Source organism: Microbacterium sp. Leaf179 (assembly GCF_001423785.1).
Classification (GTDB): domain Bacteria; phylum Actinomycetota; class Actinomycetes; order Actinomycetales; family Microbacteriaceae; genus Microbacterium.
The window spans coordinates 1,481,120-1,501,030 of record NZ_LMPH01000001.1 but is presented as its reverse complement, the minus strand read 5'-3'; the positions used below and the strand labels follow the sequence as shown (position 1 = coordinate 1,501,030).

Here is a 19,911-nt window from a genome sequence, read left to right as displayed (position 1 = left end):
AATCATGTCACAGGCCAACCACGACGGGAGGGCCGGCGGCTTCGATCCTGCCCCGGCGTTGCCTCGTCGACCTCGGCGGCGGCGTGCCCGCTTCGACTCGGCTAGAACGGCGGCGGATCCTCGGCGATCTGGGCGCCGAGCGGCGACGTCCAGCGCAGGTCGCCGGTGTCGGGGTCGCGCGAGGGATTCCACCGAGTCTCGTGACGGATGCGGTGATGATGTCGGCACTCGGGTGCGAGGTTATCGTCATCGGTGACACCGCCGGCGCTCCACGCGGCCAGGTGATCCAGGTCGCACTCGCGCGCGGGTCGTCCGCATCCTGGAAAGACGCACGTCGGCGAGGTCACGCCCAACCATCGACGCAAGGCGGTCGGCACACGGTAGGTCGACCGATCGAGGGCGAGGGGCACGCCCGTCACCGGATGCGTCAGAATCCGAACCCAGGAGGTGGCCTCGCCGGCGAGACGCCGAGCCGTATCGAGATCTATCGGGCCGTACCCGTCGAGACGAGCGGGCTCGTCGCCTGCTCCGAGAAGCGTGAGTGCGGGGACCGTGATGACGATCGACGCGCGACGATCCGGGGGCGCGGAGGGGGTCGGCGGTGAGGCGGCGGTCGGAGCGGTGACAGTCGGCGCGGTGGCAGTAGAGACGGCGGCAGTCGGCGGGGCAGCGGCTGGCGGGGCGGCGGCCGGTACCACGGCAGCCGGCACGGCGGCAGCCGGCACGGCGGTATTCGGCACGGCGAAGGGAGCGCCGTCGCCGGTACGATCACCCGCACTCGCTGGGCGTTCCTCGGCGCGATGGATCGAACCCGTCCCCGCGCGGGACCCGGCCCCGCCCGTGGACCGCGTCAGCAAATCCGCGAAAGCATCGGCCCGCAGCTGCGCGAGCGTTCGTTCCTCATCGGGGGCCACCCGCAGGTGACGGGCCGCGCGATCGACATGCGCGAGGGCATCGTGCGCACGATCCGCGGGGAGCAGCGCGGTCAGCGTGGCCATGCCATCGAGTTCGGCCGAGAGCCAGACGCCGCGGTCGCGAGCCGCCCGACGGTGCCGCGTCTGAAGGGACTCGCGGTGCACGCGCTCACGGAGAGCGCGCGCCGAGACGGAGAACCGCGCGGGAGGAAGCCGGAGAGCGCGGTCGAGGGCGCCCTCGTCGAACGCCCGCCAGGATTCATGCTCGCCGGAAGCCGGAGCCGGCCCGCCAGAGGCCGGAGCCTGCTCACCCGAAGCCAGAGCCGGTTCGTCGGCGAGCGTTGCCGTGTCGTCCAGAAGCACGTCGGGGAGCAACGTCGCCCCGTCAGAACCGGGCACCGGGCCATCGGCCCCGATTGGGGCGGCGAGCAGTGACTCGGTCTCGTCGGCCGGCGATGACTCGGGCTCGTCGGGAAGAGACGTCGCCAGCCGCGCCGACTCGACGGCGTGACGTTCCGAGATCGTGCCGTCGACGAAGGCGTTCCAGACCTCGGGGCAACGGCTCTGCAACGTCTCGGCATGGGCGGCTCGCGTGCGCACCGTCTGCTCCGACAGCCGCAGGCGCGTCGCGATCTCGGCGATCACCGCCCGTTCGGCCATGTCACGCCGGTCGCGGCGCACCGCCGCCACGGTGCGCCGCCTAGGGTCGGTCCACGCGAGGTCGAGGGTCGGGTCGGGACCCACCCACGGCTCGGGATCGGCCACCGCCTCGTGGAGCAGCAGTCTCAGGAGGCGGTACTCCGCGGCCGTGGCCCGGTGGCGTTCGCGCACGTGGTGCTCGAGCTCACCGAGAAGGTGCGCGGGAGTGGGGGTGAGGAGCCACGCGCCGTCGTCGGCGGCGGCATCGGTCGCGCCGTCACCGAACGGGTGGGGGTCTACCAAACCCACGTCGATTGCCCACGCCGTGGCGGCGTCGGCGGACAGGTCTTCATCGCTGGGCCACGGCACGCCCCACCCCGAAGAAACCGGCTGTGACCGGCCTTTCGAAGGTGCCATGGTGTCCATGCACCCAATCTAGCGAGGGGGTACGACATCGCCGCGAGCGGCACCTAGGGAGCCTGCTCGAGCAGAGCGGAGCTGCGCGCACGCGCCGCTCGCCGCACGCGAGCCGACCCACCCGCGAGCCGACCCGCGCGCGCTGCACCAATCCTCACGAGCCGACGCGCGCTGCACCATTCCGACACAAGCCGACCCACACCGCGAACCGACCCACACCCGCCAGTCGCCAGTCGCCAGTCGCCCACCCCTCCCCGCCGCGCCACTCCCCACGAACCCGTCACACCGTCACGAGCACCCCCCGCGGCACCTCTGTGTGCTCCACCACACCCAACACCTCACCCAGGCGCCGAACACCCTGCGCCGGGTCGGCGACGACCCGCGACGCGACCGAGCGCACGAGCATGACGACCCGCGCCGAGGGGACGACCGCGTGGCTCCCGGGCGCGGTGCGGGCTCCGGCGACCGAACCGCGCGCGAGCGCCTGGTCCACGGCATCCAGGATCTCGAACAGCCGTTCGTCGTGGCAGCGCTCGTCATCGACACCGATCCACTCGAGCACCGCGGCAATGGTCCACTGGGGAGTGAATGGACTGGGGATGCGATCAGAGGAAGCGAACGAGAGGGTCATTGGACCAGAATCACCAGGTATGACCCTTCTCGACAGAGCCACTTCCGCCCTGGTGGACCAGCGCACGGCTGTCGTCTCGGCGGAACAGCTGGCGTTGCGCCTCGGCCGTTGGGCGACGACCGACGCCACCCTCTCGGCGAGCCTCGCCGACGGCATCGCCCGGCTCGTGCGCGAGGGGGAACTGCGCGGCGGCGACCGGCTGCCCTCGGAACGCACGCTTGCGGCGACGGTCTCGGTGTCGCGGGGCACGGTCGTCAGCGCCTACGCGCGGCTGTACGACGACGGCATCCTCGATCGCCGCCAGGGCAGCGGCACGCGCGTCGCGGGGACGCCCCCGACGGCCGCGCGTCAGACCGCCGGTCGCGCGGAGGCGCTGTACGCCACCCTGCCCTCGAGCATCGATCTGCTGCGCGCGGTCCCCCCGATCTCGCCGCTCGCCGTCGACATCGTGCAGCGCCACCGGCCCGTGCTCGACGCGAGCACCGTCGAGGGCGACCCCGCGGGCCTCCCCGCCCTGCGCTCCCTCATCGCGCAGCTGATGACCGACGACGGCACCGCCACGACGTCGGCGCAGATCCTGGTCACGCACGGGGCGCAGCAGGCGCTCAGCCTGCTCGTCGACGAGCTGGTCTCCCCCGGCGACACCGTGCTCACCGAAGAGGTGGCCTGGCCCGGCTTCACCGATGCCGTGCGTCGTCGCGGAGGCCAGGTGCACGGCATCCGGCTCACGCCCGACGGCGTCGACATCGACGCGCTCGAGATGGCGATCGTGGTGCGCCGACCCGTTCTCATCGCGCTGAACCCGCACAATCACAACCCCACCGGCGTCCAGACGAGTCTCGCCGTGCGGCGGCGCATCGCGGATCTCGCCGCCGAGCACGGCGTGACGGTGATCGAGGATCGCGTGCTCGCGCACGTGTCGTTCGACGGCGTGACCCCTCCCTCACTGGCGAGCCTGCGCCCCGACGCGCCCATCGTCGTGGTCGAGTCGCTGTCGAAATGGGCATGGGAAGGCCTGCGGGTCGGGTGGTTGCGGGCGGACCCGGTGCTCGTGCGGCGACTGCGCGGACTGCGTCAGACCACCGACCTGTCGACCAGCGTCCCCTCGCAGTTGCTGGCGATCGACCTGATCGCGCAGGCTCCGGTCCTGCGCCGCACCGTGGCCACCGTGCACCGCGAAGCGGCCGACGCCGCGGCGAAGCTGCTCGCCGTCCACCTGCCCGACTGGCGGTTCCGGCCGCCGCGCGGGGGGCTGTGGCTCTGGGCGCAGCTGCCGTCGGGCTCGGCGGCCGGCTTCGCGCGCTACGCCGCGGGGCTGGGCGTGTCGGTGGCCGGGTCGGCACAGTTCATGTCGGACGTGGATGCCGACGACCACATCCGCATCCCCGTCACCTCGACGCCCGCGGTGCTCGAGGCCGGAATTCAGCGTCTCGGCGAAGCGTGGAGGGGATACGTCGGGAGGGGCTGAACGGGCACCGGGCCGGGTCCGCTCAGCGCGACGCGACGCGGCGCGGGACGGTGCGGTCCGGCGCGGTCCAGCGCCGTACCGGCGCGGCGCATAGTATGAAGTCGTGCCTTCACATCTCCCGGAGCGCCGGATCATCCCCACCTCGGCCATGCTCGCCGCCCTCGCGGTGCCGTCGCGCCTCGCGATCCTGTCGCTGCTGCTGTCGGTCGGGCCCCGGACGGCGACCGAATGCGCCGAGGTGGTCGGGGCGACGGCATCCAACTGCTCGTGGCACCTGCGCGAACTCGCCCGGCTCGGCCTCGTCGAGCGATCCGACGACGACACCGGCGACGCACGCAAGCGACCCTGGCGTGCGACGATCACGGGCATCGACCTGGATGCCGGCGGCGGACCCGCCGACGATCTCACGCGCGCCGCGGTGCGCTCGGCCTGGTTCGCCGACACCGACGCGCGGTTCGACGACTACCTGCGGCACGAGAGCGACCTCGCCGAACCTTGGCGCGAAGCGGCGGTGATCAGCGACTACGCCGTGCTGCTCACCGCCGACGAACTCGCCGACCTCGGCGCACGCATCGACGCGATCGTGCGCCCCTACGTGCGCGCGACCCGGGCCGACGCCCCCGCGGGCAGCGCCGTCGCCTCGATCTCGGTGCGCGGTGTCGTCGACCCGCGCTTCGTCGACCCGCGCTTCGTCGACCCGGGCTCGGTCGGCGCGGGCTCGAGCGGCCGGCGCGCCCGGAACGCGGACGCGATGGGCCCGCGCGCCCGGGACACCGACGCCGCTTAAGCCCGCCGCGCCCAACCCCGCCCCACCGACCCCCGCCCCACCGACGCCGCCGACCCGCAGACAGGACCCCCGCGCACACCCGACCTCCCCTCCCCCGACGACGCGACGTGAGCGGCGGCACCTGGCGGTTCCCCGGTGTCGTGCGCCTGATGTCGGGGGGCGCGATCGCCGAGACCGCCGATTGGATGCTGCTGGTCGCCCTGCCCCTCTTCGTGCTCGGGGTCACCGGGTCGCCGCTGATCACCTCGATCGTCTTCGTCCTGCAGGCCGTGCTCACGGTGGCGGCCGCCCCGCTCGCGGGCCTGCTCATCGACCGGGCCGACCCCTGGCACCTGATGGGCGGCACCGCGGCGCTGCAGGTGATCGCCGTGCTCCCCCTGCTGTTCGTCGGCTCGGCCGCCGACCTGTGGATCGTGTCCCTCGTCGCGGTCGTGCAATCGGTGCTGGGGGCGATCATCGAACCCGCGCGGCCGAGCGTGGCCGCCGCTCTCGTACCCTCGGACCACGTCGCACCCGTGAACCAGCTGCTCGGCATCGGCTCCGGTCTCGCCCGCCTGGTCGGGGCACCGCTCGGCGGTCTGGCGCTGGGGCTCGGCGGAGTCGACGCCCTCGTCGTCGCCACCGCGGGTGCCTACGCCGTGGCATCCGTCGTGCTCTTCGCGCGGGCGAAACGGCGACCGGATGCCGCCACCCCGGCGAACGACGACACCGCGGCGCTGCGCACCCTCGAGGTCGACGCCGCGGGCGCCCCCGCGCGCGCCACGTTCTTCGGCGAGCTCGGGTCGGGACTCGCGATCGTGGCCGGCGACCGCGTGCTCCGACGTCTCATGCTCGTGGCGGTGCTCATGTCGCTCGCGCAGGGCCTGTTCTCGATCCTCTTCGTGCTCTTCGTACCCCAGGTACTGGGCGGCGGTGACGTCGAGATCGGCGTGCTGCGCGGCATCCAGGCGATCGGGGCTCTCGTGGCGGGCGTCGGACTGCTCGGCGTCGTCGGACGCGTCGCACCGGCGCGCCTGGCCGCCGCCTCGATCCTCGGATTCGGCGTGCTGTCGCTCCTGATCTGGAACCTGCCGGCGTTGACGACGTGGTTCCCGCTGTACGTCGCCCTGTTCGCGCTGGTCGGGGCTCCGGGCCTGCTCGCCATGACCGCGATGCTGACGATCGTCGACCGCGAGACGCCCGCCGGTCATCGCGGGCGGGTCACCAGCCTGCTGTTCGCCGCACTGACCGCGCTGCAGGCGGTGGGCACCCTGGTCGGCGGATTCATCGGCACGGGACCGGCGTTCACCGTCTCGCTGCAGGTGCAGGGGGCGCTGTATCTCGTGGCCGGCCTCGTCGCGCTGACGTTGGGGCGACGCGGATCCGCCTGACCCTCGGGAATGTCCGGGCCTCTCTCTACGCTGTGTGGTGAGGGCGCAGGGAAGGCGGTTGGCATGCAGGGACTCGAAGTCACGGTTCTGCTCGGACTCGCGATGCTGGTGGGCACGGTGCTCGCGCCGCGGCTGCGGGTGGCGACGCCGCTCGTGCTGCTGGTGATCGGCCTGGCGCTGGGCTTCATCCCCGAGCTCCGCGCGATCGAGCTGCCGCCCGAGACGGTGCTGCTGCTGTTCCTTCCGGTCATGCTCTTCCGCGAGGCGTGGACCACGTCGCTGCGCTCGGTCCGCCGGTCGCTGCGCTACATCATCCCGATGAGCACGCTCCTCGTCGTCGCCTCGGCCTTCGCCGTCGCCGGTGTCGCGACCTGGATGGGCGTGCCGTGGGAGGCCGCCCTCGTCATCGGAGCCGCCGTCGCCCCGCCCGACGCCACCGCGGTCGCCGCCCTCGGTCGACTGCTGCCCGCCAAGACCTTCATGAAGCTCAAGGCCGAGAGCCTTACCAACGACGGCACGGCCCTCGTGCTCTACGCCATCGCGGTGTCGCTGCTGCTCGGCGGGCAGGTCACGCCGTGGTCGATCACGGGCATGGTGCTGCTGTCGTACGTGGGAGGTGCGGCCGCGGGCATCGCGGTGGCCGCGCTGGCGTACGTCGCCCTGCGTCGCATGCAGTCGACACTCACGATCAACCTCACCCTGCTGCTCGTGCCGTTCCTCGCCTTCCTCATCGCCGAACTGATCGAGGCGTCGGGCGTGCTCGCCGTCGTGTTCGCGGGGTTGATCGTGGCCTGGGTCTCGCCGCGCATCACCACGGCGATGTCGAGAAGAGCAGCCGACGCCACCTGGCCCTTCGGCGTGTACCTGCTCAACGGGGCGTTGTTCGTGCTCATCGGTCTCGAGGTGCAGCTCGTACTGCACGAGATCTCGCCGTCCGAGATCGGGATGCTGCTGCTGATCACGGTGGCCGCGTGGGTGGTGCTGTTCGTCGTGCGCTACCTGTTCCAGTGGCTCTTCTCGCCGTTCTCGCGGCCGCCCGCGGGGTCATCGCGGTCGCTCCGGCACCGCTCCCGGGTGGTGAGCACGGTCGCCGGGTTCCGCGGCGCCGTCTCGCTCGCCATCGCCCTGTCGGTGCCGATCACGACCGCGAACGGCGAGCCCGTCGCCGGCCGCGACGCCGTGGTCTTCGTCACCGCGGGCGTCATCGTGCTCACGCTGCTCGTGCAGGGGCCGTTGCTGCCGGCCGTGATCCGGTGGGCGAAGCTCCCCAACGACGACGCCGCGATCGAGGAGTACGAACTCGCCGAACGCGCGATCTCGGGCGCCGCGCTGGCGGCACTCGACGACCTCGCCGTCGAACACGGCATCAGCGACCGGGTGCGCGACCGTGCCCGGCGCGAAGGCTACGAGCGCCTCGAACTCGCCAACGCACGCGCCGTCGCCCGCCAGCGCGCGATCGAGGAACGCGACCTGGCCGAGCTCGACGCCTCGCTCGACGACGACGCCGGCGAGTCCTCGACGATGGGCCCCGTCCCGCCCGAGGCGACGGACGAGGGCCGCCCGCGACGCCGGCTTCCCGCGCCCCCCGACGGCACCCACGGCGGCCTGGGCGGCGCCGACGCCACCGGAATGGACACCGGCGACGCCGCCGCGCGGCTCGCCGCCGGCCCGCTCGAGATGATCGCCGTCAGCGACGACATCGACGTGACGCAGCGTTCTCCGCTGCTGCGCCACAAAGAGGCCGTGCGGCTGCGCCTGGCGGTGCTCGACCGCAAGCGCGAGGTGCTGCTGCGGCTGCGCCGCGAGGGGACGATCGACGACCTCGTCGCGCGCAAGATCCTCGCCGGGCTCGATCTCGACGAGATCCGCGCGCGCGGGATCGACAAGTCGAACGACTGAGCGGGCGGCACCCGACGGCTCGACCGGGCTCACCTCCACGCGGCGACGCGGAGCCGGTGGTCACGCACGGATTCTCCGGCGTGCGCCGGCGCGATGACGCCCCCGACGCCAGGCGGACGATTCCGCGTCAGGCCAGCACGAGCTCGATGTTCTCGTGGTCGGCGAACACGCGCAGCACGAGGTCGAAGTACGTCTCGCCCGCTCCCGCGTCGAGGGCGTCGAGCGCTCTCTGCGCCGGTCCCGCGGCGTACACCTCGGGCCTCTCGAGCTTCGCGCGGTAGTACGCCCGAGTCGCCTCGACCCCCAGCGCCGCGCGTGACGCGGCGTGGTCGACCCAGGTCACGCGGACCGGGGCCGCCCCGTCGAGCACACCGAACCCCCCGTACAGCAGGTCGTCGAGCGCGTCGAGGCTCTCCCCCAGCGTCCACGGCTCGTCGGGCATGAGCACGCGACCCAGTTCGCGGTAGAGCGAGGCGATGCCGTCGACGCGCGATCCCTCGAGGCGCAAGGTGAGCGGGCTCATGGCGTCTTCCTTTTCTCGACTCTCACGACGAAGGGTCGGAGCCTGACGGCATCCGACCCTCTCGCGACGAGCCCGAGGCCCGCACGTGGACGACCTCAGTTGCCGCCGTTGATGACCGACAGGTAGGCGCCGAAGGGGCGCGAGGCGTCGGTGGTGGCGAAGTCGTCGGCAAGGCCCTCGTGGGGCGTGTTCTCGTTGTGCATTCCCCGAGTGTGACCGACCGGACCCCGAGATCGACGTCGGTTGACATTCGGCTTTACTTCATCTAGCTAACTACTCGCCTACCAAGTATTCAGCCTCAGTCCGCCGCCGTCGCCGTCGGCCCGAGCATGATGATGCCCGCCCCCACGAGCGCCACCGCCGAACCGATGTAGTCCCACGAGGTGGGGCGGAACCCGTCGACGACGATCCCCCACGCGAGCGAGCCGGCCACGAACACCCCGCCATAGGCGGCCAGCACCCGTCCGAAGTGCGCGTCGGGCTGCAGAGCCGCGACGAAGCCGTAGGCACCGAGGGCCAGGATGCCGAGAAGCGCGAGCCACCACCCGCGATTCTCGCGCACCGCCTGCCAGATGAGCCAGGCCCCGCCGATCTCGGCGACCGCGGCGAGGGCGAAGAGAACGACGATACGCGCGGTGGTCATGCGTCCCAGTTTCTCCTCCGAGGCTCGTTTTCCGAACGAACAGCGCCCGAAAAGACCTCATTGCGAACCCTTACGTTACGGAGAGGGAACATCTCGGTAGTACCGAAGAAAGAGGACTACCGTTCCCCGCAAGGGGGTGAGCATGACTCGACCACGCATCGTGACCCACACCTACACGCTCGACGGCGGATGGCGCAGAGCCCACCACGAACCGCTGACCGTCGACCACGCCGACGACCTGCGCCACCAGGGGGTGACGATGGTGCGAGCGCGACGCGGAATGTTCGACAGCCGCGAGCTCTCGCTCCGCGAGTATCCGCCCCGCGCATCGACCCGGCCGCCCACGCCGGCCTGACCGGACGACGGCGCGCCTCACCGCCCGGGTGCCAGCAAGCCGCTCTCGTACGCCGCGATCACCAGCTGCGCCCGATCGTGCGCGCCGAGCTTGATCATCGTGTTCTTCACGTGCGTCTTCGCCGTGTGCGGCGAGATGTACAACAGCGCCGCGATCTCGTCGTTCGAGCGACCACGGGCCACGTGCAGCAGCACCTCGCGCTCGCGATCGGTGAGCGCGTCGAGCGCGGCGGGCGCCGGCACGTCGGCGGCGCCCGTGGCCCGCACGTACCGCTCGATGAGCGCGCGGGTCGCGGCGGGAGAGAGCAGCGCGCCGCCCTCGTGCACCGACAGCACGGCCCGCACGATGTCATCGGGTTCGGCGCCCTTTCCGATGAAACCGCTCGCCCCGGCGCGCAGGGCCGCGACGACGTAATCGTCTTCCTCGAAGGTCGTCAGGATCAGCACGCGCGTGTCGGCCAGCGCGGGATCGGCGCAGATCGCCGCGGTCGCCTCGATGCCGTCCATGCGTGGCATGCGGATGTCCGACACCACGACGTCGGGGCGGAGCCTGCGCGCGAGCGCGACACCCGCCTCACCGTCGGCGGCCTCGCCCACCACCGAGATCCCGTCGGCGGCGTCGAGGAGGTCGCGCACGGCCGAACGGATCAGCGACTGGTCGTCGACGACGATGGCGGTGGTCACGAGCCCGACTCCCCCGCGCGCGCGGGCAGGGGCAGGCGAGCGGCCAGGCGGTAACCGCCGGGGGCGAGGCCCGCCGCGAGGTCGCCGCGCACCGCGTCGACGCGCTCCCGCAGCCCCACCAGACCGAAGCCCGACGACGGCAATGCCGCCTCGGCGGCCTCGGGCACGCGCTCGATCGGATTCGTCACGACCACCTCCAGGTCATCGCCGTCACGACGCAGCAGCACGTGGGCGCGGCGGGTGCTGCCGTGCTTGAGGGCGTTCGTCAGCCCCTCCTGCACGACGCGGTAGGCCACGATGTCGATCCCCCACGGGATGCCGGCGGCCTCGGCATCCGTTCCGATCTCGTCGCGCACCACGACATCCCACCCGGCGACCCGCACCGACTCGACCACCTCGGGCACGCGCGCGAGCCCGGGCTGCACGCGCACGGCGGCGTCGTCGGGCGCGCGGAGCAGGCTCATCATGGTGCCGATCTCGCCGAGCACGTCGCGCGAGGCGGTGCGGATAGTGGCGAGGGCCTCGCGCGCGCGGTCGGGGCGGTTCTCGAGCGTCGACGAGGCGACCCCGGCGTTCAGGCTGATGACCGAGATGCGGTGAGCGACGGCATCGTGAAGGTCGCGCGCGATGCGCAGGCGTTCCTCGGTGACGCGGCGGCTCGCCTCGGCCTCGCGCGTCTGCTCGGCGCGACGGGCGCGCTCGACCACCGCCTCGAGGTAGGCACGACGCGAGCGGGCGGCGTCGCCGACGGCTCCCGCGAGCGCGAGCGAGAGGGCCACCTGCAGCACACGCGTGTCCATGCCGGTGACGAGGGCGACGATCACCCCCGCCGACACCACGGCCCCCACGGCGGCCAGGGTCGCCGGCACCGACGTGCGCCTCTGCGCGCGGTGGGCGATGCCGTAGGTGGCGACGACCATCGCGATCGCCCCGCCCGGCGAGAGCGTGCCGAGCGCGAGGGCCGCGATCCAGGCGGCGACGCATACGGCCAACACGATCCGCGGCGCCCGGCGACGGAACGACAGCGCCAGGGCGGGCAGCAGCACGAGCACGAGCACGAACGGGTGCGACGGCCGCATCTCGGCGAAGGGCACGGGCGCGAGGGCCGGGACCGCGACGAGCACGATCAGCACGACGTCGATCATCCAGGGCCGACCGGCCCACGGCGAGCGCGGCGCCGGCTCGTTCGTCTCGTCGGGCCTCACGGCTCCAGTCTCCCGCGTCCTGCGGCCCCCGGCCATCGCCTGGCGGGGGCATTCGCGAATCCCCCACCGGGGGTAGACGACCGACCCGGCGGTGGGACGCGCGTGGCTCCGCCGCGAACGAGGCTGAGGTCATGGCATCCGACCCTCCTCCCCCGCTCTTCTCGATCACCGATCTGCACAAGTCGTACGGTCGCGGTTCCGCCCGCTTCGACGCCCTGCGCGGGGTGAACCTCGACATCCACCGCGGCGAGAGCATCGCGATCATCGGCAAGAGCGGCTCGGGCAAGTCGACGCTCATGCACCTGCTCGCCCTGATGGACGCGCCGACCCGGGGCACGGTGCGCCTCGACGGAGTGGATGCCACGACCCTCCGCGGACGTCAGCTCAACCGCACCCGCAATCAGACGTTCGGCTTCGTGTTCCAGCAGTTCTTCCTCACGCCCAGCGCCTCGGTGTTCGACAACGTCGTGCTGCCGCTGAAGATCGCGGGCGTCGGCCGCGCCGAGCGGAGCCGACGGGGGCGGGCGGCGCTCGCGGAGCTCGACATGGACGACAAGGCGCGCAACAAGGCCACCGCGCTCTCGGGGGGACAGAAGCAGCGCGCGGTGATCGCGCGGGCCCTGGTGAACGACCCGCAGGTGATCTTCGCCGACGAGCCCACCGGCAACCTCGACACGGCCACCGGGGCCGTCGTCGAAGACATCCTGTTCCGGCTCAATCGTGAGCACGGGATCACCCTGATCGTCGTCACCCACGACGAAGACCTCGCCGCGCGCTGCGACCGGCGCGTGCAGATCCGCGACGGTCTCATCGTCGCCGACGAACGGAACGCCGCATGAGAACCGTCGATCTCGTCTCGACCGCCGTCGCGAACACCTTCCGCTCCAAGACGCGCACGATCCTCACCGTGCTGGCGATCTTCGTGGGTGCCTTCACCCTGACCATCACGAACGGCCTCGGTACGGGCATCAATGCGTTCATCGACAAGACGGTCGCCTCGATGGGGGCCTCCGACGTGCTCACGGTGACCAAGACGACGTCGGCGACCTCGACCGGGCCGCAGAAGTACGATCCGGATGCCGTCGCCTCGGCGCAGCAGACGGGGGGCCGCCCCGGCGCCACGGGTGAAGTGACGGCGCTCACCGATCAGGACATCGCGACCGTCTCGCAGCTCCCCGGCGTGGAGAAGGTCGTTCCCGTGACCTCGGTGTCGATCGACTACGTCGAGGCCCCCGGCGGGGACCCCTACACGGCGCAGGTGGGCAGTCTCGTCGCCGGGCAGACGCCGCAGATCGCCGACGGGGCGGCGCCCGACGATGCCTCCGATGCGCTGCAGGTCGCGCTCCCCGACGCGCTGGTCGCCCCCCTGGGGTTCGCCGACGCGAGCGACGCGGTGGGCTCGACCGTGACGATCGCCGTCACCGATCCGGTGCGCACGCAGCACCTGGTCGAGGCGACCGTGAGCGGAGTGACCGAAGCGGCCTTCGGCGGGACGACCTCGCTGACGACCAACTCCGCGCTCGAGAAGACCTTGTTCAGCCTGCAGAACACCGGCGTGCCCGCCGACCAGCTCGACCGCTACGCCTCGGCGAGCGCGACCGTGTCATCGTCGGCGACGACGGCGCAGATCGACGAGGTCAAGGCCGCGCTGACCGACGCGGGGTACACGGGGACCACCGTCGCCGATCAGCTCGGCACGTTCGAGTCGGTGATCGACGGCATCGTGCTGGTGCTCAACGCGTTCGCGGTCATCGCCCTTCTGGCGGCGAGCTTCGGCATCGTCAACACCCTGCTCATGTCGGTGCAGGAGCGCACCCGCGAGATCGGTCTGATGAAGGCCATGGGCATGGGCAGCGGCCGCGTCTTCACCCTGTTCAGCCTTGAGGCGATCTTCATCGGACTGCTGGGCAGCGCTCTCGGCGCCGTCCTCGCGATCGGTGTCGGCACCGCCGTCAGCGCGCAGCTCGCGGCGAGCCTGTTCAGCGATCTGCCCGGGTTGCAGCTGATCGCCTTCGACCCGGTGTCGATTCTGCTGACCGTGCTCGCGGTGATGGGGATCGCGTTCCTCGCGGGGACGCTCCCGGCGGCACGCGCCGCGCGGGCCGACCCGGTGGAGTCGCTGCGGTACGAATGACGGCGGTGCGCCGAGCGGCGGGCCGGGGCGGCGGCAGATCATGCCGATGCCCCGGCCCGTCCCTCGGGCGCGGCGATCTCGCTACGACCACCGCGCCGCCGCGCGCAACCCCGACGGCGGTGGAGTGCTCGTCTGTCATGCTCGGGCAGTGAAGTCGTTCCGTTGCCGCGTCTGCGGAAACCCCCTGTTCTTCGAGAACTCGGTCTGCCTCTCGTGCAGTACCGGCCTCGGGTACTCGCGCGAAGAGGCCGAGATCGTGCCGGTCGATGCGCGGGGCCGGTACATCGACGCCGCCGGACTCATCTGGCACGTCTGCCGCAACCTCAACCTGTCGGGCTGCACGTGGCTCTCGCGGTTCGAGGGCGGGCAGTGCTCGGCCTGCGAGCTGACCCGCGTGCGGCCGAACGACGCCGACGCCCGGGGTCTGTCGCAGTACCCGGTCGCCGAACGCGCCAAGCGGTGGCTGCTCGTCGACCTCGACCGCCTCGGCATCCCGATCGCGAGCAAGGCCCAAGACCCCGATCGCGGCCTCTGCTTCGACCTGCTGTCGAGCGTGGCCGAGAACGTCACCATCGGTCACGCCGACGGCGTCATCACGATCGATCTGGCCGAGAGCGACGACGCGCACCGCGTGCGCGTGCAGGAGCAGCTCGGCGAGCCCTACCGCACGATGCTCGGCCACTTCCGCCACGAGGTCGGGCACTACGTCGAGTGGGTCCTCGTCGAGGGCACCGACCGCATCGCCGAGGCGCGCGCCCTGTTCGGCGACGAGACCGCCGACTACCAGGCCGAGATCGACCGCCACTATTCCGAGGGCCCTCCGAGCGACTGGGCGGAGCGGTACATCTCGACCTACGCGAGCATGCACCCCTACGAGGACTTCGCCGAGACGTGGGCGCACGTCCTGCACATCACCGACACGATCGAGACGGCCTCCACGTTCGGGCTGACGAGCGTGTCGGGCCCCGGGGAGGTCCCGCGCTTCCGCGAGTTCGTCACCGAGGTGTGGATGCCGCTGTCCGTGGCCCTCAACATGGTCAACCGATCCATGGGAAAGAACGACCTCTATCCGTTCGCCCTGCCCGACCGCGTGCTCGACAAGCTCGACTTCGTCGCGTCGCTGCTGTCCACGCGCTGAGCGGGCTCGGGTCTCACGACCGCGTCGCGAACGCGCCGGGCGTCACACCCCAGACGCGGCGGAAGTGCCGGGTCAGGTGCGCCTGATCGTGGAAGCCCGTCTGCGCGGCGGCGTCGGCCGGACGGCATCCGTTCCCCAGCAGCCGCCGCGCGGCGTCGACCCGTCGCCCCACGAGGTACCGGTGCGGGGCGATGCCGTACGTCTCCGAGAACACCCGCACCGCGTGGCTCGGGTGGGCGCCGAGCTCGGCGGCGGCCGCCGCGATCGTGAACGACTCGGTGTAGCGGGAGTCGAGCAGCACGCGAAGCCGACGCGCGAGGGGCACGTCGCGCGTCGCCGGGCGGGCCGTTCCGGCGTGGCGGTACACGGAATCGCGCACGGCCAGCAACCAGTGCTCGGCCGCCATCTCGTCACCCGGGTGCGCCAGCGCCGCGTGCACCCTGCGTGCGGCCGCGTGCGCGGGCGGCGCGGTGACGGTGGGCCGGTGCGCGATCCGGCCCGTCAGCTCGTCGGGGAGCCAGTCGCGGCGAAGGTAGAGCACCTGCTTGCGGTACCCCGACCCGGTGACGGCCGGGCGCCCGTCGTGGGCGACGCCCGGGGGCAGCAGGGTCACCGCGGCGGGCGATGCCCGGTGCTGCGCGCGGTCGAGGGCGTAGGTCACCGCGCCGCGGTCGACGAGCATGACGGCCCAGTCCTCGTGGGTGTGCATCGGGTAGCTGTGCGCGAAGCTCGCGTGGTAGACCTCGCGCAACATCGGCACGTCCGGGTGCCACGCGCGCACCCGGTTCTCCATGCAAGAAACGTACAAGACGCCGCGGCGCCCGGTCGTGATGCTGGAGGGATGACCGACGACACCGCCTCCCCCGCCCCGCTGTTCGACACGAAGGTCGTCGTGGTGCTCGCCGACGACCTCACCGCCTGGCAGGAGCTCAACGTCACCGCGTTCCTCGCCTCCGGAATCGCCACCAGTGCGCCCGACCTCGTCGGCGAGCCCTACCGCGACGCCGACGGCACCGACTACCTGCCGATGCTCCGCCAGCCCGTGATGGTGCTCACCGCCGACGCGGGCCTCCTCGGCCGCGCGCGGGCCAAAGCGGCCGCGCGCGACGACATCGCCCTGGCGATCTACACGCGCGACCTGTTCACGACCTCGCACGACGTCGCCAATCGGGCCGCCGTCGCCGGCGTCGCCGCCGCCGACCTCGATCTGGTGGGTATCGCCGTGCGCGGCCCACGCAACGCCGTGGACCGCATCGTCAAGGGCGCCGTCTTCCACGCCTGAACCCCGGGACCGGGGGCGATGCGGTGCGGCCGCGCACCTCAGTGAGGCCGAAGGCGCCGCGGCACCCGTTCTAGTCGAGCGCCGCAGCCGCCGTCGCGCTATCCAGCAGCGATGCCACGGCTTCCTGCTCCTTCGCGGCGACCCCCGAGAGGGCGGCCGAGAAGGCGTCGTCGAAACGGGTGAGGCAGTCCCACGGTTCGACGCTCAAATCGACCTGGGCGAAGATGTGGTTCGCACGCCGGTCGTCGAGGTCGACCTCTCGGCGCAGGATGTCCCGGCGCACGAGGCGGTCGACGATGGTGGTCACTCCCGCCGACGTGACGCCGAGGTGCTGCCGCAGTTCCGAGGGGCGGATGCCGGGATTCCGGGTGATGTGCAGCACGGCGACGACGTCGACCTCGTTCAAGCCCAGAATGCGGCGGGCCTCGGCGAGACAGCGCGCTCGTTCCACGAGATACCGGTTCAGCGCGGCAACGACAGGGGAGGATTCGTTCGTCATATCGATTCAGTTCGTTTCGCGGCTCTTCTGCGCGTGTACACCTCACGGTACCCGGCGGGGCGTCGGCACCCGCCGCGGCGCGGGGCACTTGACATCGCGACCATTGTGGTGCGCGGTGCCTCCACGTCGCACGTCGTCGACGATGCCATTGACGTGTGCAGACGCGAAGCGCCGCACCCCCATGATCCGGGATGCGGCGCTTCAGCGGGACGCCTTACTTCATGCGTCCGAAGGTCGCATCGATGTCGGCCATCCCCATCGCGGCCGTCGCCTCGATCAGCTCGCGCAGTTCGGCATCCGCTCCGGGAGAGAACTCCTCGAGACGTTCGGGCGCCAGGGTGATCGGGGTGCCGACGGGTGCCTGCTCGCTGGCGTCCAGCTGCGTCCCGTCGTGAGAGGGCGAGGCGCCCTGGAAGATCTTGCCCGCCTCGGACTGGTTGCCGAGGTCGAAGGAGTACTGCTTGCTCTGCAGACCGAGGTCGAGCAGCCGCTTGACCTCGGGGAACTGCTCGGCGTTCGTCTTCGGAATCGGCAGCGAGGTCCGCCAGTTCACACCGAGCGTTTCGAGAGCTTTCGCATACGCGTTCTCGTGGGCCTGGTCGCGCACGATCAGGTACGCGATGGTGCTGCGCGCCATCTTGTTGTCGGTCATCTCGTACAGGCGGCACTTCTGCAGACGCCCGGTCGATTCGAGCATCAGATTGTACAGCAGATCGAGAACGAGATTGCCCGAGTTGTAGACGTAGCTCCCCGACCACGGGTTGCCGGCCGCATCCACGGGCAGAGCGCCCTGAGCACCCACGAGGTAATGGTGGATGTTGCTGTGATCCACCGCGATGCTCAGCGGAGTCGCACCGCCGGCACCCGGCTGATCCACCGGATCGCCCGGCTTGCCCTGATACGCGGGAGAGCCGTCCAAAAGGCGGGAGATCGTGGTGCCGATGAGTTCGACGTGGCTGATCTCCTCGGTTCCGATGCCCTGGATCAGATCCTTGTACGCCTTGCCGGACGGGCCACGGAAGTTGATGCTCTGGAAGAGGTACTGCATCATCGTGCGCATTTCGCCGAATTGACCGCCCAGTCCCTCCTGGAGGGCGTTGGCCGCCGCCGGATCGGGCTCGTCCTGGGCGATTTCGTTGATGAATTCCTGCAGGTGGAAATACATGGTGCCTCCGAGGGGGAATGGTCCTCGAAGTGTCCGCAGCATCGAGGAGCGACGCTCCCCCCTCGCTATCGCGGGCGACGGCGGGTACCCTTCCCGGGCTGTTGCGCCGGAGGTTCCGTGGTGCGCAGACGGGGCGTCGGGCACCACACCTGCGACCGCCCCCGCCCGCGGCAGCGCGAGGCCTCGGCAGCTCTCATCACGGTGGCCCGGCGGTATCGTCATCACCGTCCGCATCGTCGTATCCGGAACCCACGCCAGCGGTAAGCGCACCCTCATCTCGGACTTCGCGTCCCGGCATCCGGAGTTCACCGTGTTGCCCGATCCGTTCGAACTCGTCGACGAAGACGACGCGGTGGGCCCAGCGCTTTTCGCGGCGCAGCTCCGCATCGCCGCTGACCGGCTCACCGACGAACCGGGTCGTATGCACGTCATCGCAGGAGTTCTGAGCGGTGAACGAGGGGCCGCTTTCGTCGAGGGTGGAGAGGCTGACGTCGGTCGAGGCGTTGTAGTTGTTCTTAGCCTGGCTGATCGCGGTGCGGAAGTTACCGTTGACGTAGCGGTAGTCGATTCTCAGCGAGCCGGTGCCCCACTTGCACCCGGTGGTCGCATAGGCGAAGGCCGTGCTCGCCGGGACGGCCACGAGCACTGATCCGACTCCAGTACGGGCAAAGGGGCATCCGGCACCGCGGGTGCCACTTCCCCATGCCGCGCGCCGACCCTCAATCGCAACAGGCTGTCAGTCTCGGCCGCATGGTTGGCAGGTACTCGACGGTGACCGCGAAGAGGGGCCATTACCGTTGTCGACATGATCGTTCGCGTGTCGGAGGCCCACCTTCGCGAGGGACTGCAAGAGGAGTTCATGACACTCCTCTTGAATCGGGTAGCCGACTTCCCTCAGCAGCACCCGGGCCTACTTCGCCATGAGGTTCTTATTGATCGAGCCGATCCACTCCGCGTGCAGTATCTGAGCGTCTGGTCTGACGAGGCGGCCCTAGTGAACTATGCCGGTGAGAGGTGGCGGTCAGAGCCGGTGACGTTCCCCGATGAAGACCGGTTCCTCACGCAACCATTGACTCTCCATCATTTCGACACTGTTCCGATCACTGCGTAGCGCGGTTCGCCCGTTGTCGCTCACCCCGTTCTCGGGTCGGGGAGCGCTCTCGTTGCCACATTCCAACCGACCGACTCCCCACGAAATCGCCGGTCGAGACAGGTCCGATCAGTCTCGCCCGTTCACGCTCTCGAGATGGCTCTGCACAGTACGCGGGCTTCGTTGGAGAAGCTCGCTGAGGAGGGGATCGACTCCCGCGAAGAGGTCGGCTGCTGCAGCGAGGTAAAACCCGAGCATGAAACGGGCCAGAAAATCTGGCTCACCCCCGGCGACGCGCTTGTCAACCCACTCATCTTCACCAAGCACGCGGATCTCAACCGGACGACCGCTGGATTCACTTGCGATCTGTGCAATATCAGCAAAACTCGGAGCGGTGGCAGCAGTCATCGTGACGGGCCCGTCGTACGCTTCGTTCGAAAGCAGAACGAGAGCGGCACCTTCGGCGGCATCCTCGCGCGCCGTCCAAGAGACCTGCCCATCCGATGGAACGTCGATGAATCCACTCTCTCGCCAATCACCCAAGAAGTACTCGAGGGTGTGCGTGTAAGAACCATTCCTCAATGCCGTCCAGGGCACGCCCGAATCAGCAAGGATCTGCTCGGTCTTTGCATGATCTCGCATGGGAGCGAAAGGACTGATCGACGACGCTCCCTGATGACTGGTGTAAAAGATCCGACCCACGCCCGCTGCCACTGCCGCATCGATGGCAATTCGATGCAACTCGACGACGTCGGCGCCGTGATCGCTAGACGACACCAGAAGAAGGTGATCCGCACCAGCGAAGGCCGCGCGAAGACTCCGAGGATCGGCGTAGTCCCCCACACGAACATCGACCCCTCGAGCTGCAAAGCGTGCGGCCTTAGCAGGATCTCGGGCCATGACTGCAAGATCGGACGGCGGCAACGACATGAGGAGTCGATCGACTGTGGCGCCATTCAACGCTCCCGTAGCACCCGTCACTACAATCATCGGAACTCGCTCTCGGCTATGGGGTCAGCGGAATATTAACAAGGTTACCATCGGAAGGATATCGTTGTTACCTCCCCGC

Annotated in this window: 21 protein-coding genes; 10 read left to right on the top strand and 11 right to left on the bottom strand. The window is 70.5% G+C overall.

What is annotated here, in order from left to right:
- Window positions 1-101 precede the first annotated feature (101 nt).
- Window positions 102-1,922 (bottom strand): HNH endonuclease signature motif containing protein, encoded by a 1,821-nt coding sequence (locus ASF96_RS06885; protein ID WP_055937281.1) that lies wholly within the window; start codon window positions 1,920-1,922, stop codon window positions 102-104.
- A 328-nt stretch (window positions 1,923-2,250) separates the two neighbouring features.
- Window positions 2,251-2,601 carry a hypothetical protein gene (locus ASF96_RS06880; RefSeq protein WP_156458755.1) on the bottom strand — a complete coding sequence of 117 codons (351 nt, stop codon included), beginning with the start codon at window positions 2,599-2,601 and terminating at the stop codon, window positions 2,251-2,253.
- 19 nt (window positions 2,602-2,620) lie between these two features.
- Here ASF96_RS06880 and yczR point away from each other — a divergent pair, with 19 nt between their 5' ends.
- The 4 genes from yczR (at window position 2,621) to ASF96_RS06860 (ending at window position 8,125) form a co-directional block, all read left to right on the top strand.
- On the top strand, window positions 2,621-4,069 hold the full coding sequence (gene yczR, locus ASF96_RS06875) for an aminotransferase-like domain-containing protein (protein WP_055937275.1): 1,449 nt from the start codon (window positions 2,621-2,623) through the stop codon (window positions 4,067-4,069).
- A gap of 103 nt (window positions 4,070-4,172) precedes the next feature.
- Window positions 4,173-4,856 carry an ArsR/SmtB family transcription factor gene (locus ASF96_RS06870; protein ID WP_156458754.1) on the top strand — a complete coding sequence of 228 codons (684 nt, stop codon included), beginning with the start codon at window positions 4,173-4,175 and terminating at the stop codon, window positions 4,854-4,856.
- A gap of 107 nt (window positions 4,857-4,963) precedes the next feature.
- Window positions 4,964-6,226: an MFS transporter gene (locus ASF96_RS06865; RefSeq protein WP_055937268.1), complete on the top strand. Its 1,263-nt coding sequence runs from the start codon at window positions 4,964-4,966 to the stop codon at window positions 6,224-6,226.
- A gap of 63 nt (window positions 6,227-6,289) precedes the next feature.
- Entirely contained in the window at window positions 6,290-8,125 is a 1,836-nt protein-coding gene (locus ASF96_RS06860; protein WP_055937265.1) for a Na+/H+ antiporter, read from the top strand.
- Between the two features lie 127 nt (window positions 8,126-8,252).
- On the opposite strand, the gene ASF96_RS06855 is transcribed toward ASF96_RS06860, so the two are convergent.
- A complete protein-coding gene (locus tag ASF96_RS06855; protein WP_055937261.1) occupies window positions 8,253-8,648 on the bottom strand; it encodes a hypothetical protein in 396 nt (131 codons plus the stop codon).
- 298 nt (window positions 8,649-8,946) lie between these two features.
- Window positions 8,947-9,291 (bottom strand): YnfA family protein, encoded by a 345-nt coding sequence (locus ASF96_RS06850; protein WP_055937258.1) that lies wholly within the window; start codon window positions 9,289-9,291, stop codon window positions 8,947-8,949.
- A 142-nt stretch (window positions 9,292-9,433) separates the two neighbouring features.
- Here ASF96_RS06850 and ASF96_RS06845 point away from each other — a divergent pair, with 142 nt between their 5' ends.
- Window positions 9,434-9,646: a hypothetical protein gene (locus ASF96_RS06845; RefSeq protein ID WP_055937256.1), complete on the top strand. Its 213-nt coding sequence runs from the start codon at window positions 9,434-9,436 to the stop codon at window positions 9,644-9,646.
- A 17-nt stretch (window positions 9,647-9,663) separates the two neighbouring features.
- On the opposite strand, the gene ASF96_RS06840 is transcribed toward ASF96_RS06845, so the two are convergent.
- Window positions 9,664-10,329 carry a response regulator gene (locus ASF96_RS06840; protein ID WP_055937253.1) on the bottom strand — a complete coding sequence of 222 codons (666 nt, stop codon included), beginning with the start codon at window positions 10,327-10,329 and terminating at the stop codon, window positions 9,664-9,666.
- The gene (locus tag ASF96_RS06835; RefSeq protein ID WP_055937250.1) at window positions 10,326-11,534 is read right to left on the bottom strand and encodes a sensor histidine kinase; all 1,209 of its coding nucleotides are present in this window, start codon (window positions 11,532-11,534) and stop codon (window positions 10,326-10,328) included. The genes ASF96_RS06840 and ASF96_RS06835 overlap by 4 nt, the downstream gene beginning before the upstream one ends.
- Before the next feature lie 131 nt (window positions 11,535-11,665).
- Here ASF96_RS06835 and ASF96_RS06830 point away from each other — a divergent pair, with 131 nt between their 5' ends.
- From ASF96_RS06830 to ASF96_RS06820, 3 genes are all read left to right on the top strand, one after another.
- Window positions 11,666-12,373 (top strand): ABC transporter ATP-binding protein, encoded by a 708-nt coding sequence (locus ASF96_RS06830; protein ID WP_055835356.1) that lies wholly within the window; start codon window positions 11,666-11,668, stop codon window positions 12,371-12,373.
- On the top strand, window positions 12,370-13,668 hold the full coding sequence (locus tag ASF96_RS06825) for an ABC transporter permease (protein ID WP_055937247.1): 1,299 nt from the start codon (window positions 12,370-12,372) through the stop codon (window positions 13,666-13,668). The genes ASF96_RS06830 and ASF96_RS06825 overlap by 4 nt, the downstream gene beginning before the upstream one ends.
- 148 nt (window positions 13,669-13,816) lie before the next feature.
- A complete protein-coding gene (locus tag ASF96_RS06820; protein ID WP_055937244.1) occupies window positions 13,817-14,806 on the top strand; it encodes a zinc-binding metallopeptidase family protein in 990 nt (329 codons plus the stop codon).
- A 13-nt stretch (window positions 14,807-14,819) separates the two neighbouring features.
- Here ASF96_RS06820 and ASF96_RS06815 read toward each other — a convergent pair whose 3' ends face one another.
- Complete coding sequence (locus ASF96_RS06815; RefSeq protein WP_055937241.1) at window positions 14,820-15,599, bottom strand: helix-turn-helix transcriptional regulator; 780 nt, start codon at window positions 15,597-15,599, stop codon at window positions 14,820-14,822.
- Window positions 15,600-15,647: 48 nt separating this feature from the next.
- Between ASF96_RS06815 and ASF96_RS06810 the strand changes: the two genes are divergently transcribed.
- Window positions 15,648-16,088, top strand: a complete 441-nt coding sequence (locus ASF96_RS06810) for a DUF2000 domain-containing protein (RefSeq protein WP_055937238.1) — start codon at window positions 15,648-15,650, stop codon at window positions 16,086-16,088.
- Window positions 16,089-16,158: 70 nt separating this feature from the next.
- Here ASF96_RS06810 and ASF96_RS06805 read toward each other — a convergent pair whose 3' ends face one another.
- The 3 genes from ASF96_RS06805 to ASF96_RS16835 all read right to left on the bottom strand — a co-directional run bounded on the left by ASF96_RS06805 (window position 16,159) and on the right by ASF96_RS16835 (window position 18,398).
- The gene (locus ASF96_RS06805; RefSeq protein WP_055937235.1) at window positions 16,159-16,587 is read right to left on the bottom strand and encodes a MarR family winged helix-turn-helix transcriptional regulator; all 429 of its coding nucleotides are present in this window, start codon (window positions 16,585-16,587) and stop codon (window positions 16,159-16,161) included.
- A gap of 214 nt (window positions 16,588-16,801) precedes the next feature.
- Window positions 16,802-17,752, bottom strand: coding sequence for a manganese catalase family protein (locus tag ASF96_RS06800; protein WP_055937231.1), 951 nt, complete (start codon window positions 17,750-17,752; stop codon window positions 16,802-16,804).
- Between the two features lie 196 nt (window positions 17,753-17,948).
- Window positions 17,949-18,398 carry a hypothetical protein gene (locus ASF96_RS16835; protein WP_055937229.1) on the bottom strand — a complete coding sequence of 150 codons (450 nt, stop codon included), beginning with the start codon at window positions 18,396-18,398 and terminating at the stop codon, window positions 17,949-17,951.
- 159 nt (window positions 18,399-18,557) lie between these two features.
- Here ASF96_RS16835 and ASF96_RS17615 point away from each other — a divergent pair, with 159 nt between their 5' ends.
- Window positions 18,558-18,863, top strand: a complete 306-nt coding sequence (locus ASF96_RS17615) for an antibiotic biosynthesis monooxygenase (protein WP_055937226.1) — start codon at window positions 18,558-18,560, stop codon at window positions 18,861-18,863.
- A 108-nt stretch (window positions 18,864-18,971) separates the two neighbouring features.
- Here the strand turns inward: ASF96_RS17615 and ASF96_RS16460 are convergent, their stop codons facing one another.
- Window positions 18,972-19,832, bottom strand: a complete 861-nt coding sequence (locus ASF96_RS16460) for an SDR family oxidoreductase (protein WP_082509337.1) — start codon at window positions 19,830-19,832, stop codon at window positions 18,972-18,974.
- Between the last annotated feature and the right edge of the window lie 79 nt (window positions 19,833-19,911).